Origin of the sequence: Gordonia gummivorans (assembly GCF_022513585.1) — a bacterium.
Taxonomy (GTDB): domain Bacteria; phylum Actinomycetota; class Actinomycetes; order Mycobacteriales; family Mycobacteriaceae; genus Gordonia.
Genome location: NZ_JAKWBF010000032.1, coordinates 1 through 16,802 on the forward strand (window position 1 = coordinate 1; position 16,802 = coordinate 16,802).

The 16,802-nt window shown below is 67.2% G+C and carries 14 protein-coding genes; 10 read left to right on the forward strand and 4 right to left on the reverse strand.

Going from position 1 to position 16,802, the window contains the following annotated elements:
- Positions 1-47: 47 nt before the first annotated feature.
- Both MKW15_RS19735 and MKW15_RS19740 read right to left on the reverse strand, forming a co-directional pair.
- Positions 48-1,433, reverse strand: a complete 1,386-nt coding sequence (locus MKW15_RS19735; protein WP_240861146.1) for an IS1380 family transposase — start codon at positions 1,431-1,433, stop codon at positions 48-50.
- Between the two features lie 261 nt (positions 1,434-1,694).
- A complete protein-coding gene (locus tag MKW15_RS19740; protein ID WP_240861148.1) occupies positions 1,695-3,059 on the reverse strand; it encodes a serine/threonine-protein kinase in 1,365 nt (454 codons plus the stop codon).
- A 281-nt stretch (positions 3,060-3,340) separates the two neighbouring features.
- Here MKW15_RS19740 and MKW15_RS19745 point away from each other — a divergent pair, with 281 nt between their 5' ends.
- The 6 genes from MKW15_RS19745 to lysS all read left to right on the forward strand — a co-directional run bounded on the left by MKW15_RS19745 (position 3,341) and on the right by lysS (position 9,163).
- Positions 3,341-4,315 carry a Rossmann-like and DUF2520 domain-containing protein gene (locus MKW15_RS19745; protein ID WP_240861249.1) on the forward strand — a complete coding sequence of 325 codons (975 nt, stop codon included), beginning with the start codon at positions 3,341-3,343 and terminating at the stop codon, positions 4,313-4,315.
- Complete coding sequence (gene panC, locus MKW15_RS19750) at positions 4,312-5,226, forward strand: pantoate--beta-alanine ligase (protein WP_240861150.1); 915 nt, start codon at positions 4,312-4,314, stop codon at positions 5,224-5,226. The genes MKW15_RS19745 and panC overlap by 4 nt, the downstream gene beginning before the upstream one ends.
- A gap of 2 nt (positions 5,227-5,228) precedes the next feature.
- A complete protein-coding gene (gene panD, locus MKW15_RS19755; protein WP_240861152.1) occupies positions 5,229-5,663 on the forward strand; it encodes an aspartate 1-decarboxylase in 435 nt (144 codons plus the stop codon).
- 14 nt (positions 5,664-5,677) lie between these two features.
- On the forward strand, positions 5,678-6,481 hold the full coding sequence (locus tag MKW15_RS19760; RefSeq protein WP_240861154.1) for a type III pantothenate kinase: 804 nt from the start codon (positions 5,678-5,680) through the stop codon (positions 6,479-6,481).
- Between the two features lie 651 nt (positions 6,482-7,132).
- Positions 7,133-7,582 (forward strand): rhodanese-like domain-containing protein, encoded by a 450-nt coding sequence (locus tag MKW15_RS19765; protein ID WP_240861156.1) that lies wholly within the window; start codon positions 7,133-7,135, stop codon positions 7,580-7,582.
- A gap of 27 nt (positions 7,583-7,609) precedes the next feature.
- On the forward strand, positions 7,610-9,163 hold the full coding sequence (lysS, locus tag MKW15_RS19770) for a lysine--tRNA ligase (RefSeq protein ID WP_374247509.1): 1,554 nt from the start codon (positions 7,610-7,612) through the stop codon (positions 9,161-9,163).
- Here the strand turns inward: lysS and MKW15_RS19775 are convergent.
- Complete coding sequence (locus tag MKW15_RS19775) at positions 9,144-10,586, reverse strand: bifunctional aminoglycoside phosphotransferase/ATP-binding protein (protein WP_240861251.1); 1,443 nt, start codon at positions 10,584-10,586, stop codon at positions 9,144-9,146. The genes lysS and MKW15_RS19775 overlap by 20 nt on opposite strands.
- 114 nt (positions 10,587-10,700) lie before the next feature.
- Between MKW15_RS19775 and MKW15_RS19780 the strand changes: the two genes are divergently transcribed.
- Positions 10,701-11,816: a DUF2235 domain-containing protein gene (locus tag MKW15_RS19780; RefSeq protein ID WP_240861159.1), complete on the forward strand. Its 1,116-nt coding sequence runs from the start codon at positions 10,701-10,703 to the stop codon at positions 11,814-11,816.
- Here the strand turns inward: MKW15_RS19780 and MKW15_RS19785 are convergent.
- Complete coding sequence (locus MKW15_RS19785) at positions 11,809-13,395, reverse strand: FadD3 family acyl-CoA ligase (RefSeq protein ID WP_240861161.1); 1,587 nt, start codon at positions 13,393-13,395, stop codon at positions 11,809-11,811. The genes MKW15_RS19780 and MKW15_RS19785 overlap by 8 nt on opposite strands.
- Positions 13,396-13,455: 60 nt before the next feature.
- Between MKW15_RS19785 and MKW15_RS19790 the strand changes: the two genes are divergently transcribed.
- Genes MKW15_RS19790 through MKW15_RS19800 form a run of 3 tightly spaced genes read left to right on the forward strand, consistent with a single transcriptional unit; the run spans position 13,456 to position 16,731 of the window.
- Positions 13,456-14,736 carry an acyl-CoA dehydrogenase family protein gene (locus tag MKW15_RS19790; RefSeq protein ID WP_240861163.1) on the forward strand — a complete coding sequence of 427 codons (1,281 nt, stop codon included), beginning with the start codon at positions 13,456-13,458 and terminating at the stop codon, positions 14,734-14,736.
- Positions 14,733-15,545, forward strand: a complete 813-nt coding sequence (locus tag MKW15_RS19795) for an SDR family oxidoreductase (protein ID WP_240861165.1) — start codon at positions 14,733-14,735, stop codon at positions 15,543-15,545. The genes MKW15_RS19790 and MKW15_RS19795 overlap by 4 nt, the downstream gene beginning before the upstream one ends.
- 28 nt (positions 15,546-15,573) lie before the next feature.
- The gene (locus tag MKW15_RS19800) at positions 15,574-16,731 is read left to right on the forward strand and encodes an acetyl-CoA C-acetyltransferase (protein ID WP_240861167.1); all 1,158 of its coding nucleotides are present in this window, start codon (positions 15,574-15,576) and stop codon (positions 16,729-16,731) included.
- Positions 16,732-16,802 lie beyond the last annotated feature (71 nt).

Sequence of the window (16,802 nt, forward strand, 5' to 3'; positions counted from 1 at the left end):
TTTCACTGGGATTCCTTGGTAGTGGGTGGGCAGGAGGGGTGGCTGGGTCAGGTGGTGTGTAGGGCGGTCCAGAGGGTGGTGAAGGCGTGTTGCCAGGGCCAGTGTCGGGGTAGGTGCAGGACCGCTGTTCGTGCTGGTCGGGCCAGTCGGGCAGGGACCGCTACGAGGGTGCGGCGCAGGGTAGCGCCCCGCGCGGCGCGCAGGGCGGGGGTGGTGAGCGCGGCCAGGGTGCGCATCAGGTTGTGGCTGATGGCGGTCAGGGCCAGCCAGGCGGCGTTGGCGCCGAACTTGCCAGAGGGCAGATGGGCCAGGGGTCCGTCGATGAGGTCGGCGAACACGGTCTCGATGATGGCGTGGCGGCGGTGGTTGATGTCGGCGGTGACGGTGTCGTCGGTGGTGTTGGTGAAGAACGGGTGATAGCGCCAGGCCGACACCAGGGTGTTGGTGTCGGTGGGGTGGCGGGCTTTGACCCGACGCACGATCAGACGGGCGGTGACCGGGTGGCGGGAGTTCGGTCGCACGGTGTAGGTGGCTTCGGCGACCTCGGCATCGGAGATCAGTTCGCCGGTGTCGGGGTCGGTGACCGCACCGGGGTAATGCACTGGGGTCCAGGCGTGTTCGTCGATCTCGGTGATGGCCCGGTTGATCGCGGTGTTCTTTCGCAGGACCAGTGAGAACCTGGCGTCCAGGCGTTGGCAGGTGCGCATCACTGCTGCGGCCCCATAGGCCGAGTCGCCGCGCACGACGATCTCCCCGCTGGCCCCGCACGCCCGTGCGGTGGTGAGGGTTTCCGCGATCATCCGCGCCGCCCCGGCACCAGAAGCAGCACTCCCGGCGCGTAGCCAAGCGTTGGCGATCACCGGTGGATGCCCGGGCGTGGACAGCGTCGCAACCAACGGGGAGAGGCCTTTGCGTTTGAGTTCACGCCCAGCGATCTTGGTGTGCCCGTAGGAGGCGCTTTGTTTCTGGTAGCCATAGACTGGGCGCAGCAACGAATCGATGTCGATATACGCCCGGGCATCGGCATCGGGCAGCAGATTCGCGCGGGCACACATCGCCGGCAAGGTCCGGGTCAACACAGCGGTGAGTTGACGGGCATGCCCGGCGGTGAACTCGCGCAACGTCTGCCCCACCGTGACCGGGGCGTATACCCGATCGAACACGCGGGCGTGCCCACCAGCACGCACCACCCCCAGATCATCGATACTGTCAGCGCCGCAACAGAATCCGGCGATCACGGTCATCAATTTCGCGTCGAGATTGGCGGCGGCCGAGGCGACGCGGGTGGTTTTGAGTTCGACCCGCTCGGCGAGCACCGTCGTCAACCCGATCGACTCGGCCAACTCCATCACCGGCACCAACCCGGCGTGCGACACCAAATTGTCGTCGTCAAAGACCGCGGCTTCGGCAGAGAACGTGTGTGATACTTTCACTGAAAGTGCCTTCTGAGCTGGGATGTTTTGTGTTTCAACACCACTAATCATCCCAGCTCAGAGGGCATTTCTACGTCACCGACACCCAAAAACCTCCACGGATCCAGGCTGAGGTGCGAGCCTGCGAGCCTCGAAGGGTCGTGGTGAGCCGACAATGTCCTCTCACCAGGGGCTTCGAGGCTCTCGGCTGGCGCCTCGAGCACCTCAGCCGGCGGGGAGGGGGTTCCTCAGCCGGCGCCGGGAGATGGTGGGCGGCAGGGATCAGTGCAGGGTCAGCGCGTATCCGATGGCGAACGCGACGCAGGCGACGCCGATGATGATGGCCAGCAGGTTGAGGGTCTGAGCGAGCCTTGCGGCCGGTGGGAGACCGCCCGACAACCGGCGCCACCGTCCGGCGAGGTGCAAACCCAGCACACCCACCGGAACGCCGATGCCCGCGACGACGCTGAGCGGGATCGCGAGGATGCCGCACGCCAGTGCCTTGGTGGCGGCCGACGCGTCGGGCTGGAATCCGGTCGGGGGAGCCACGACGTGCGGTGTCGCGTGCCGGATGGTGGGGTCGTCGTAGTGCGGGGTGTGCCGGTCGAACGATGCCCGCATCGTCGACTCGTAGGAGGGTGGCGGCGGTGTCACGGGGGGCGGCGCCGGACGGAATCCGGCACTGCGGGTGGTCCGCGGTTGGTGGCCGGGATGCGGTTGCGGCGGTCGGGTCGGTGCTGGTGCCGCTGCGCGGATGCGGAGGGTGTCGGGCACTGGGACCCGCGCGGTGCTCGCGGTCCGGACGGCACAGGCAGCGCGGAATTCGGCTGCGAACGCGCCGGCGGTGGCTGGGCGGTCGGCGGGATTCTTGGCCAGGCCGTGCTGGACGGCGTCGTCGATGGCCGGGTCGAGGTCGGGGCGACGATCGGTGATCGGTGGTGGGCGTTCGTTGAGGTGATGGTGGATGAACACGGCCGGGCTGCGTGCCATGAATGGCGGTGTCCCGGCGAGCAGTTCGTAGACGGTGCAGGCCAGTGAGTACACGTCGCTGCGGCGGTCGAGCGCCTCGCCCGACAGTTGCTCGGGTGACGAGTACGGGTACGACCCGATCACGGCATTCGCCGACGTGAGAGCGGTTCCGACGTCGTTTTGGCGGGCTATTCCGAAGTCCGCCAACCGGATTCGTCGTTCAGCTGGCTCGTCGTCGACGCTGCTGACGAGGATGTTGGCCGGCTTCACATCGCGGTGCAGCAGACCGTGCCGGTGAGCGTGGTCGAGGGCGCCGCCGATCGCGTCGGCCACCGAGGCCACATTCTCCACGCCGAGTCCGTTCGGCGACCGTTCGACGAGCGCGGCCGCGTCGGTGCCGGGCACGTACTGCATGGCGATCCAGAGCCGGCCGTCGGATTCGCCGCGGTCGTAGACGTTGACGATCGACGGGTGGTCGAGTCGCGCGGCGAGCTCGGCCTCCCGGACGAAGCGCGCACGGAACATCGCGTCGTCGGTGAAGTGCTCGCTGAGGACCTTGATCACGTCGCGTCGGGGGAGCCGGGGATGCTGCGCGAGGTAGACCTCACCCATGCCACCCGCACCGATCTTGCGCACGATCGTGTACCCGGCGAACTCTGTGCCCTGGGTGAGGCTCATGGGGACCTCCACGATGGTGCGCACCGACGGCGCGAACCTCAGAGTACGCCGGTTTTGCGCAGGTCACGAGGCCTGCCGATCGGTCGAACGACCCCCTGGACCGGTGTCTGACGACACTTGCGCGGTGAGCCGCGTCACAGGAAATGGCCACGGCGGCACGCCAGCACCTACCCTTGGACTGCAACGTCTGGTACCCGCGCCTACTGCCGGGACTGGAACGAACTTTTTGGAGGACAGCGGTGACCTCACCGAGCGGTGATATGCCCATGCCGTCGGGGCCCATGTCGTCGGGCCGGCGACCCGGCAGCCGTGCGTCCGCAGATCTTCCTGGCGTTTCCAACCTCCCCGCCCCCGCTCGGCTGACCGTCGGCATAGTGTCCGCGGGTCGTGTCGGCACCGCACTCGGCGAGGCGTTGGAGAAGGCCGGTCACATCGTCGGCGGGGTGGTCGCGCGCTCGGCTGATTCTCGCGCCCGCGCGCGTCGTAGGCTTCCCGAGTCCGAGATCCTCGATCTCGCCGCCGTCGTCGCCCGATCGGAGTTCTTGCTGATCAGCGTGCCCGACGCGGCTCTGACCCGGGTCATCGACGACATCGCCGCCACTGGTGCACTGCGCCCTGGCACGCTGGTCGCGCACACCGCCGGGGCGCATGGCGTCATCATCCTCGAACCACTCACCGCCCTCGGAGCGGTGCCGATGGCACTGCATCCGGCGATGACCTTCGTCGGTACCGAGGAGGACACCACTCGTCTGGCGCATGCCTGCTTCGGGGTGACAGCTGCCGACGAGGTCGGCGCGGCAATCGTCAGCTCGCTGGTGCTCGAGATGGGCGGTGAACCCGTCCGGATCGCCGAAGACGACCGCACGCTGTATCACGCGGCACTCGCGCACGGGGCCAATCATCTGGTCGCGCTCATCTCCGACGCCGTCGCGATCCTCAACGCCGCCATCGACAAATCCGGGCGCGAGACCGCGACCATCGACGGCAACGCGGTGCTGCTGGCCGAACGCATCCTCGGGCCGCTGGTCACCGCGTCGTTGCAGAACGTCCTCGAACTCGGACCGTCGGCGCTCACCGGCCCGGTCGCGCGCGGTGACGCGCACGCCGTCGCCGGCCATCTCGACGCCGTCCGCGCGATCTCCGGCGGATCCGGTCGTGATGGTCTGGCGGAGGCGTACCGCACCCTGGCGCGCCGCGCGGCGACATACACCGACGCACCGTCGGATCTGCTCGACGTCCTGGAGGAGGCACGATGACGGGCTACACGCCGGGACAGCTCACCGTGCACCGCGATCCGGCCGAATTACGACGCGTCACACGGGCGCTGCGCTCGGCGGGCAAGCGAGTCGTGCTGGTGCCCACCATGGGCGCCCTCCATGCCGGACATCTGCAGTTGGTGCGTGCCGCCAAGGCCAAAGGCAATGCGGTGGTGGTGGTGTCGATCTTCGTCAACCCGCTGCAATTCGGGGTCAACGAAGATCTGGACGCCTATCCACGCACCTTCGACGCCGACCGCGCACTCCTCGAGCCGCTCGGCGTCGAGCTCGTGTTCGCTCCGACTGCCGCCGCGATGTACCCCAACGGTCAGCGCACCATGGTGCGTCCCGGGCCGGTTGGCGAAGTCCTGGACGGGATCTCGCGCCCCACCCATTTCGCCGGGATGCTCACCGTGGTGCTCAAGCTGCTCAACATCGTCGGCCCGCACGCCGCCTACTTCGGCGAAAAGGATTACCAGCAGCTGGTTCTCATCACCCAGATGGCCGCCGACCTGAACCTTGACGTCGAGATCGTGGGCGTCCCGACGGTGCGCGAGTCCGACGGCCTGGCCATGTCGTCACGCAACCGCTACCTCGACCCCGCACAGCGCGAGCTGGCCACCACGCTCTCCGCCGCTCTCGTCGCCGGCGCCCATGCCGCGCCCGGTGGCCAGGACGCGATTCTGGCTGCCGCACAATCGGTTCTGGACACCGCGCCGGACATCGCCGTCGAGTACCTCGCGCTGCGCGGACGTCAGCTCGAAGAACCGCCGAGTGCCGGGCAGGGCCGACTCCTCGTCGCCGCACGGCTCGGGCCGGCACGCCTGATCGACAACGTGGGCGTCATGATCGGCGGCTACCCCGAAACAGACCCCACCCCAACAGCTCCAGCCACAACAGAGGGACACTGACGATGCTTCGCACCATGATGACGTCGAAAATCCACCGGGCCATCGTGACCCAGGCCGACCTGCACTACGTGGGGTCGGTGACCATCGACGCCGACCTGCTCGACGCGGCCGACCTGCTCGAAGGCGAGCAGGTGACCATCGTCGACATCACCAACGGTGCCCGGCTCGAAACCTACGCGATCGCCGGTGAGCGCGGTTCCGGTGTCATCGGGATCAACGGTGCCGCAGCGCATCTGGTCCACCCGGGCGACCTGGTGATCATCATCGCCTACGGCATTCTCAACGAGCAGGAAGTGCGCGAGTACGCGCCGCACGTCGTGTTCGTCGACGATCACAACCGCGTCCAGGAGTCCGGCACCGATCCGGCGCGCGCCCCCGAGGGGTCGGGTCTGCTCGACCCCCGGCACGCCGACAACCACGCCTTCGTCGACGCCTGATCGCCGGCCGTCACATGCTGCTGACCGTCGACGTCGGGAACACCAACATCCACCTCGGCGTCTTCGCGGGCGTCGGTGACCACGCGAAACTCGTGCGGGACTGGCGAATCCACACCGACCCCCACTACACCGCCGACGAACTCGCCTGGGCGTTCCGGGGAATGCTCGGCCCCGACATCGAGCAGGTGACCGGTGTTGCGGCACTGTCCACCGTGCCGTCACTGCTGCGGGAACTGCGCGTGATGGTGCCCCGCTACTTCGGATCCGGGCCGCACGTCCTGCTCGAACCGGGTGTCCGCACCGGTGTGCCCCTACTCGTGGACAATCCCAAGGAGGTCGGCACCGACCGTGTCGCCAACTGCCTTGCCGCGCACCATGAGTTCGGTGGTCCGTGCATCGTGGTCGCTTTTGGTACCGCGACCGTCGTCGACGCCGTGTCGGAGAAGGGCGAGTTCCTTGGCGGAGCCATCGCGCCGGGTGTGAACCTCGCGGTCGAGGCGCTCTCCGAGCACACCGTGACCGTGCGCAAGGTGGAGCTGATGCCACCCCGCAGTGTGCTCGGCAAGAACACCGTCGAGGCACTCCAGTCGGGCATCCTGTACGGGTTCGCCGGCCAGGTCGACGGCCTGGTCGAACGCGTGCGGGACACCGTCGACGGTTTCGGCGACGACGACGTCCCGGTGGTTGCCACCGGCTATCTCGCGCCACTGATGTTCGACGAATGCCGCTCGCTCACCGACCACCACACCCACCTCACCCTCGAAGGGCTGCGGCTGGTCCACGAACGCTCGAAGGCCGGACCGCGCCGCGCTCGCTGACCAACGTCGCTGCCAGTCGCTCCCTGTGGCGCCCCCGCTGGCGAGCACCCCTCCGCTCGCTGAGGTGCTCGAGGCGCGATGACGAGCCTCGAAGGGCAGGCGAGACAACAGCATTGGTGACAGCGAGGACTACGGCGATCAGCGATCCGCCCGCCGACGGCGTCGGCGATCGTGGAGGGGGAAGGTGGGTCGGGCCGGTGGCCAGGATCGGGCCCCTGAGGGTGGTCCTCCGGGTATGTCCCGGAAGCGGACGCTGACGGGCCCGATCTCAGTCACCGATTGTCGGTCGTCGCGTTCCGCCGACGGCGACGCCAGGAACATGCGCCCACAAAAAGTCGGGGAAGAAACTTCGTCCCCGACCCTTGGTGTCTTCCCCCAGAAATTTGTAGGGGACGACTGTGAACCTCGGGGAAGAAACTTCTTCCCCTAGATTTTGCGGGCACGACGCTCGCGCATTTCCCAGCTCAGCGGGGTCGATCACCGAACTCGTCAACCAGCAGGCGGGACCCCTGGCCATCCCGGGGCATCTGTGGCACAATTCCTGCCGTGATCAAGAGCTGTCAGGAGTGTTGTCAGGGCTGAGTCCGCATCTGCGGCCGCCCTCCTTCGCGCTCCCCGCTCAATTTCAGATCACTTCGAGGATTCCTCACCATGACCGCTTCGGTTGTCGATACCCCCATTCCTGTCAGTGTCGTTCCAGTCCGGGTCGCCGCCCCGACCGACTCCGTTCCGCTGTCGCTGCAGGTCAGCGACTACGCTGCCGCTGTCGCAGGTGGCGCAACCCCCGTTGACGTGCGCGGACACCGCCGCCGCCAGGCCGACGGTGCTCTGTTCGGCGCGCTCGCCATCGAGGCCGTCGAGGTGCTCGAACGCCTCACGCCCGGTGCATCCGGCGCATTGCGATCGGCGACCGCCGATGCCCGCTGGATTCTGGTCAGCGAGGATGGCCACGAGGCCGAATGGCTGGCGTGGCATCTGCAGGCCCGCGGCGTGCACGGTGCCGTCTTCGTGGTCGGCGGTCATCGTCGTCTGCGTCGGGCGGGCGTGAACGGCCGCATCCGTGCCGACGAACTCGCCGTCATCTCATCGCACGACAACTGAGCCCCGCTGATACGAGTTTGGGAGTCGGTGACCGGCCCCGATAGTGTGCACAGCGTGAGTGACAGCGCGACCAGCACCGACGACCAGACCCCGGAACAGCTGCGAATCCGCCGCGAGAAGCGGGAACGGATTCTCGCCGACGGCCGTGAGGCGTACCCGGTGTCGATCGCGCGCACGCATGCGCTGTCGGAGATCCGCGCCAACTACCCCGATCTCGAGGCCGGTACCGAGACCGGCGAGATCGTCGGGGTGGCCGGGCGCATCATCTTTCTACGCAACAAGGGCAAGCTCTGTTTCGCAACCTTGCAGGAGGGCGACGGCACGCAACTGCAGGCGATGATCTCGTTCAACGGCGTCGGGGAGGAGTCGTTGGCGCGGTGGAAGGCCGAGACCGACCTGGGCGACATCGTCTTCGTGCACGGCGAGGTGATCAGTTCGCGCACCGGCGAGCTGTCGGTGATGGCCGACAGCTGGGAGATGGCGTCGAAGTCGCTGCGGCCGTTGCCGGTCGCGCACAAGGACATGAACGAGGAGACCCGCGTCCGCCAGCGCTACGTCGACCTCATCATGCGCCCCGAGGCGCGACAGATGGCGCGCACCCGCATCTCGGTGATCGCCGAACTCCGCAAGGCACTCGACGCGCGAGGGTTTCTCGAGGTCGAGACGCCGATGCTGCAAACCCTGCACGGTGGCGCAGCGGCACGCCCATTCGTGACGCACTCCAACGCCTTTGACATGGATCTGTTCCTGCGGATCGCGCCGGAGCTGTTTCTCAAGCGATGCGTCGTCGGTGGTATCGAGCGCGTCTTCGAGATCAACCGCAACTTCCGCAACGAGGGTGCCGACTCCACGCACTCGCCCGAATTCGCGATGCTCGAGACCTACCAGGCCTACGGCACCTACGACGACGCCGCGGTGATGACTCGGGAACTCGTCCAAGAGGTTTGCCAGGGCGCGCTCGGCACACTGACCCCGACCATGCCCGACGGGTCCACCTACGACCTGTCCGGCGAGTGGACATCGCTCTCGATGTATCCGTCGCTGTCGGAGGCGTTGGGCCAGGAGATCATTCCCCTGAGTGACAGCGGCGGCACGACCGTCGACGAGTTGCTGGCCATCGCTTCCCGTGTGGGACTGGAGATCCCGAAGGACAAGGGCTACGGCCACGGCAAGCTGGTCGAGGAACTCTGGGAGCACATGGTCGGGGACAAGCTCGACGCCCCGGTGTTCGTGCGGGACTTCCCGGTCGAGACCTCGCCGCTGGTCCGGGCGCACCGCACCATCCCGGGCGTCGTCGAGAAGTGGGACCTGTACGTCCGCGGCTTCGAGTTGGCCACCGGCTATTCGGAACTCGTCGACCCGGTCATCCAGCGTGAGCGCTTCGTCGACCAGGCCCGTCTGGCTGCCGCGGGCGACGACGAGGCCATGGTGCTCGACGAAGAATTCCTCGCCGCCATGGAACATGGCATGCCGCCGACCGCCGGCACCGGCATGGGCATCGACCGCCTGCTGATGGCGCTGACCGGCCTCGGTATCCGCGAAACCATCCTGTTCCCGCTGGTCAAGCCCATCCGCGACTGAGTAGCTGCCGAACCCGTTGGGCGGCAGCGTCATCCGCTACGACGCGAGACCACCGTTCATCGGGCTTCTCCAACGTCTGAGTCTGCCGTCGGGCGACGTCGGCGTTCGCGTCCGACGCATCCGGCCGACGGTGCTCGATGCGTGAGATACGTTCCTGCTCATCGATTTCCAGCCAGATTCCGGCGAAGTCGACACTGATGTCCGCGATCGTCGTCGATTGGGTTCGCCGACCGAACACCGCGTCGGCGATGACGCTCATGCCACCTCGCAGGCCGGCTTCGGCGAGCCGGTACAACTCGGTGTAGACCTTCGCGCGTGCCTCGTCGGTGTAGGCCGAGCGGGGGAGCGGTGCGGTCATCGCCACTCCGGCGAGTCGTTTGCGCAGGACATCGGTGCGCAGGATGCGTGCGCCGGGAGCGGGCGCCAAGTCGCCGCCGACGGCTCGTGCGATGGTCGACTTCCCGGTGCCCGATCCGCCCCCGATGGCCACCAGCCTCGGCGGCTCGGGCTCGGTGAAACCGATTGCGAGAGAGAGGTAATGATGCGCACGCTCGAGCGCACCCTCGGCCGCCGCGACATGCGCTCGGACGGTGGCGCGGATGCCGAGGATGAGCGGCAGGAGCGCGTAGCCGTCCTCGTCGGCGGGGGAGAGGTCGAGGTAGGCGTTGATCATTACGTTCGCCTCGTGGTGGAGCCCGCGCGCCCACAGGTCCATGACGAGAAAGCCGATGTCGTAGAGCACGTCTGTGGTGGCCAGCTCGGCGTCGAACTCCAGGCAGTCGAACGGGATCGGCTCACCGTCGACGACGGCGATGTTGCCCAGGTGCAGGTCACCGTGTCCGCGTCGCACCCGGCTCGCAGTGGCGCGGGCGTCGAGGAGGTCGGCGTGCGAGGCGATCATCTCCGTCAGCCGGTCGGTGAGACGCTGGGCCTGATCCGGCTCGATGATGTCCGGAAAGGCAGCCATGCTCGCCAGATTGCCGTCGACCACGTTCTGGAGCCGCGCCGCGCCGTGCGGGTCGTCGCACACCTCGGCACCGTCGTGCAGGTCGACGACCCGTTCGGCCAGACGTTGCAACAATGCGTCGTCGAGCCCGCCGTTCTCGGCCTTACAGACGAGGAGTGCGTCGTCGGCGAAGCGGGTCATCTCGAGTACCCAGTCGACGGTGTCGCCTTCTCCGTCTAGGGAAACCGATCCGTCGTCGGTCCGCCGGATAGCGTGCAGTCCACGGTAGATGCCGGGCGCGGTGCGTCGGTTGAGCTCCAGTTCGGCGGCGAGCGCATCGTGACGACGATCGGGGGTGGAGAAGTCGAAGTAGCGCAAGCGAACCGGCCGCTTGAGTTTCCACGCCCGGTCGCCGTTGAGCAGGACGGTCGCGCCGTGGGTGTCGATGCGGGTGGTGTCGGCGTCCGGGTCAAGCATGCCGGCAGCAGTCAGCAGTTCGACGGCGTCGTCTGCGGCAGTTCGTGTCACCCGAACAGCACACCACAGGTGGCGGTGGCTGTCCTGATCGAGTGTCGTCTATAGACTCCGGGGATGCCCGCGACACCGCAGCAGCAGAACGGCGCCGGACGCAACCTCGTCGTCTGCCTCGACGGCACCAAGAATGAGCCCGAGCAGGGCAGCACCAACGTCGCCCGACTCTTCGACGTCTGCGTGAAGAACGACGCGCAGCTGGCCTATTACGACCCGGGAGTCGGAACGATGGGCGCACGTGGCGCGGTCACCAAGGTGGGCAAGGCGCTCACGCGGGGATGGGGACTCGTCGCCGGCTACGGCGTCAAGGACAACCTCGAAGAGGCCTACAACTTCCTCGCCAACAACTACCGAAAAGGTGACCGCATCTTCGTGTTCGGGTTCTCCCGCGGCGCGTACACCGCGCGGGCGCTCACCGGGATGCTGAATACGATCGGTTTGCTCCGACCAGGTGCCGAGAACCTCACGCCCTATGCCGTCAAGCTGTATGCGCAGAACAGTGGCAACGCCGGAACCGAGGAATACTTCAAGCCGCGCAACAAGTTCCGAAACAGGTTCGGGAACCCGGACTTTCCGAGCACCTTCGACACGTCAACCAAGCAAGTGCATTTCCTCGGTGTCTGGGACACGGTCAAATCCGTTGGTGCGTTGAATGTCCGGGCAGGATTCGAAGAGGCGCGCTGGCCGTACACCGCGAAGATCGCCAACGTCAACATCGCCCGTCATGCCATGGCGCTCGACGAACGTCGACGCCCGTACGGCTGCTACCGGTTCGACGCGACGACAGTCAAAGAGTCTGACGGCCGGCACCTCGAGGTCTGGTTCCCTGGCGTGCACAGCGATGTCGGCGGCCAGTACGACGACGACCACCACGCGTCCGACGTCGCCTTCGACTGGATGCTGCGCGAGGCACACGAGGCAGGTTTGGCCCTCAGCAAGCAGAAATACTCGTCACTACTGTCGGTGCCGTTTTCCACCGGGCTGCCGGCCGGGCATGCCACCGAAGGTTGGCTGCACCCCAACGGGCGCACATGGATCCTGGCCGGCGGGTGGCGATCTCGTCGTCCGCTACCCGGCGACCTCGTCCATCCGACCGTGGATGAATGGATCGACCACGGCAACGCGGGCAAGCCCTACCGACCGGACCGTGCGCCGGATCTGCAGCGGCTTACGTAAGCTCCCGCTTGAGGATCTTGCCGGCCGCGTTGCGCGGGAACGCCTCGACGAACACCACCGATCGCGGCACCTTGAAGTTCGCCAGATGCTCACGCGCATAGGCGATCACGGCGTCCTCGTCGAGTCCGGCGTCGTTGCGGATGGTGAGGTAGGCGCGCCCGACCTCGCCGAGCCGCTCGTCGGGCACCCCGACGACGGCCGATTCGGTGACACCGTCGAGCCGCGCGAGGGTCTGCTCGATCTCGGCGGGGTAGACGTTGAAGCCGCCGCAGATGTACATGTCTTTCAGCCGGTCGGTGATCTTGAGATTGCCGCCGGCGTCGATGGTTCCGATGTCGCCGGTGTGCAGCCAGCCGTCGGCGTCTATCGTCTCCGCGGTGGCCTCCTCGTTGTCGAGGTAGCCGACCATGACCATGTCGCCGCGGGCGAGCACCTCGCCCTGCTCGGAGAGCATGATCTCCATACCCGCGAACGCGCGTCCGCAGGTGTTGGCGACGGTCTCGTCATCGTCGTCGGGCGTGCAGGTCGACACGAAGCCGCTGCATTCGGTGAGGCCGTAGGCGGTGACGACGGTGTCGACGCCGAGATCGCGCTGGATGCGTTCGATGAGCACCACCGGCACGATCGCGGCACCGGTGACAACGAGTCGCAGGGTCGACAGGTTGAAGCCATCGCGGTCAACGGCGTCGAGGATGGTCTGGAAGATGGTGGGAGCGCCGGGGAAGATGGTGGCGCGCTCGTCGTCGACCAGTTTCATCGCGGCGGTGGGTGAGTACACCGCGAGCGGCAGCATCGTCACACCGAACAGGACGCACGGCAGGATGCCGGCCTTGTAGCCGAAGGTGTGGAAGTAGGGGTTCACCATCAGGTAGCGATCGCCGGGATGCAGGCTGCCATTGGCGCCCCACGCATGCGACCCGGCCAGCGTCTGACGATGGGTTGCCATGACGCCCTTGGACTTTCCGGTGGTTCCGGAGGTGAACAGGATGTCGGAGAGATCGTCGGGGCACACCGCGTCGGCCCGACGATCGGCCTCGGTGAGCGACTCCGCAGTGCCACGTTCGAGGAAGTCGTGCCACGACGTGGCCGGCTCGGGTGGCACGGCCTTGGGCGCGAGCGGTACCTGGATGATCACGTCGGGCATCGCATCGGCATGATCGGCCAGCAGTTCGGCGAGATGGTCGGAGCCGAGGAATTCGCCCGACACGATCACCGCGCGAGCGGCCGACCGCTCGATGATCTCGATGGCCTCCCCGACGGTGTAGCGCGTGTTGAGCGGCACCAGGGTGGCGCCCGCGTAGTGCGAGCCGAGCGCGGCGATCGGCCAGTGGAAGCTGTTGGGCGCCCAGATCGCCACCCGGTCACCGGGCTCGATGCCGGACGCAACCAGGGAACCGGCGAATGCGCGGACGACGCCGTGGAATTGCGCCCACGTCAATTCCAGGTGTGGATGTGTCGAGGGATGCCACTGGCCGTCGATGATGGCGATACGGTCGGGCCAGGTGGCGGCGGCGCGATGCAGCGCGGCCGGTGTGGTCTGCGGGTAGCTCGCGGCGGGCGTCGACGAGGGCTGCTCCATGGTCCTTAACCTAGCACCAGCCCCAACCTAGCACTTGCTTGGTGGGCTATGCTGACGGTCATGACCTCGATCAACCTCGCGGATCGGGCCGTCGACCTCGGCGAATGGGCCCGGAGTCGGTCGGCAGAGTCGACGCCCCGTGCCGCCGACGAGTTCGCCGCAGCCGTGCGTGCGTGGCTCGACGAGAATCTCGCCGGTGAGTTCGAGTACCTCAGGGGTCGCGGCGGCCCGGGTAGCGAGCACGAGTTCTTCGACGGCCGGCTGGCCTGGGATCGACATCTCGCCGCTTCTGGTTGGACCTGCCTGGGCTGGCCCGCCCGGTACGGCGGACGCGGTGCGACGCTGGAACAGCGCATCATCTTTCACCGCGAATACGCCCGCGCCAACGCACCCGCTCGCGTCAACCACCTCGGCGAAGAACTTCTCGGACCCACACTGATCGAGTTCGGGACCGAGGAGCAGAAGCAGCGTTTCCTGCCCGGTATCGTCGACGTCACCGAGCTGTGGGCGCAGGGCTATTCCGAACCCGGCGCCGGGTCGGATCTGGCGGGTGTGTCGACCACCGCTCGGCTCGACGACGGACGCTGGATCGTCAACGGACAGAAGATCTGGACCTCCCTCGCCCATGTGGCCCAATGGGTGTTCGTACTGTGCCGCACCGAGCCTGGCTCCACGCGGCACAGTGGACTCAGCTTCTTGCTGGTGCCGATCGACCAGCCCGGCGTCACCGTCCGGCCGATTCAACAACTCACCGGCACATCGGAATTCAACGAGGTGTTCTTCGACGACGCCGTCGCCGACGCCGACCTCATCGTGGGTGAACCCGGCGACGGCTGGAAGGTCGCGATGGGGCTCTTGCAGTTCGAGCGTGGCGTGTCCACGCTCGGGCAGCAGGTGGGATTTGCCCGCGAACTCGACAACCTCGTCGACACCGCGAAAAGCAATGGCGCCATCGATGATCCGGAGATCGCGAGCCGGCTGGCGCGGGCATCGATCGGCCTGAAGGTGATGGGTGCGCACGCTCAGCGCACCCTCGATGGGGACGTAACGAATCAGGCTGGGGCCGCCTCGGTGTCGAAGTTGTTGTGGGCCAACTGGCATCGGGATCTCGGTGAGCTTGCAATGGACGTGGTCGGTGCGCCGTCGTTGATCGCTCCCGCGGCCACCGTCGAAGGTGTGGTCAACGACATCACCGATCCCGAGAACGTCGAACTCGACGACTGGCAACGACTGTTCCTGTTCACCCGCGCCGACACCATTTATGGCGGTTCGAATGAGGTGCAGCGCAACATCATCGCCGAGCGCGTGCTCGGCCTACCCCGAGAGGCCCGGCAGTCATGACCCAGACCCCAGTGCGCTCACCGCTCGCGGCTGTCCCCACCGAGATCCCCGGGCACGGTTTGCTGCTCGGCAAGAAGGTGGTGGTCACCGCGGCCGCGGGCACCGGCATCGGTTTTGCGAGCGCGCGCCGTGCCCTGCTCGAGGGCGCCGACGTCCTCGTCAGCGACTGGCACGAACGCCGACTCGGCGAGGCGGCCCGGAAACTCGCCGATGAGTTCCCCGAGCGCGCCGTGTCGCAGGTTCCCTGCAACGTGCAGGAGACCGCGCAGGTCGACGCGCTGATCGACAGTGCCGCAACCGAACTGGGCCGCATCGACGTGCTGGTCAACAACGCCGGCCTGGGCGGGGAGACGCCGGTCGCCGAGATGTCCGACGAGGAGTGGGACCGCGTTGTCGACATCACCCTCACCGGTACCTTCCGTGCAACGCGCGCTGCGCTGCGCTACTTCGGCGGCGTCGAACACAATGGGGTGATCGTCAACAACGCGTCGGTGCTCGGCTGGCGTGCGCAACGCGGTCAGGCGCACTATGCGGCGGCCAAGGCTGGTGTCATGGCGCTGACCCGTTGTGCCGCAGTGGAAGCCGCCGACGTGGGGGTGCGCATCAACGCGGTCGCACCATCGATCGCCAAACACCCCTTCCTGGCCAAGGTGACCAGCGACGACCTGCTCGACGAACTCGCGTCCCGGGAGGCCTACGGCCGAGCCGCGGAGGTGTGGGAGGTTGCCGCGACGATCGCCATGCTGGCCAGCGACTACACCACGTACCTGACCGGCGAGGTGGTCTCCATCTCCAGCCAACGAGCTTGACCGACAACAACAACCACCAGGAGCAACCATGTCCACTCCGCAGGCCTACATCGTCGACGCGATCCGCACCCCGGTCGGCAAACGCAATGGCTCACTCGCCAAGACCCATCCCGCCGATCTCGGCGCCCACATCATCTCCGCACTCGTCGAGCGCACCGGGATCGACCCGGCCGCCGTCGACGACGTGGTGTTCGGCTGCCTCGACACCATCGGCGGGCAGGCGGGCAACGTGGCCCGGACCGCATGGCTCGCCGCCGGTATGCCGCTGGAAGTGCCTGGGACAACAGTGGATCGGCAGTGCGGGTCGTCGCAGCAGGCCATCCATTTCGCCGCGCAGGGCGTCATGAGCGGCACCCAGGACATCGTCGTCGCGGGTGGACTGCAGAACATGAGTGCCATCCCGATCTCGCAGGCGATGATCGCGGGCAAGGAGTTCGGCTACAGCACGCCGACCGCGGAGTCGGTGGGCTGGCAGGAGCGATTCGGCGACGCGCAGATCTCGCAGTTCGTCGGCGCCGACATGATGGCCCAGCGCTGGGATCTGTCCCGGGAAGATCTCGAGCGGTGGGCGCTGCAGTCGCATGAACGCGCCCGCGCGGCCATCGCGGCCGGCCGCTTCGACAACGAGAACGTCCCGCTCGGCGACTGCGTCGTCGACGAATGCCCACGGGAGACGTCGATGGAGAAGATGGCCGGTCTCGCGCCGCTCGCCGAGGGGTCGGTGCTGACCGCGGCGGTCGCGTCGCAGATCGCGGACGGTTCGTCGGCCGCGCTCGTCGTGTCCGAGAAGGCACTCAAGGAGCACGGTCTGACGCCGCGTGCGCGCATCCATCACCTGTCGGTGCGCGGCGACGACCCGGTGATGATGCTGTCCGCACCCATCCCCGCGACCAAGTACGCGCTCGAGAAGACCGGTCTGAGCATCGACGACATCGACGTCGTGGAGATCAACGAGGCCTTCGCGCCCGTCGTATTGGCATGGTTGAAGGAGACCGGCGCCGATCCCGCGAAGGTCAATCCGAATGGTGGCGCCATCGCGCTCGGCCACCCGCTCGGCGCCACCGGCGCGAAACTGTTCGCGACCCTGCTGGGCGAACTCGAACGCACCGGGGGCCGCTACGGCCTGCAGACGATGTGCGAGGGCGGTGGCACGGCCAACGTGACGATCATCGAGCGCCTGGGCTGAGCCGGGCCGGTCTCAGCCGGTGACGATGGCCTGATCTGTGGCCGTCGTGTCCCGATCCTTCTGACAACAGG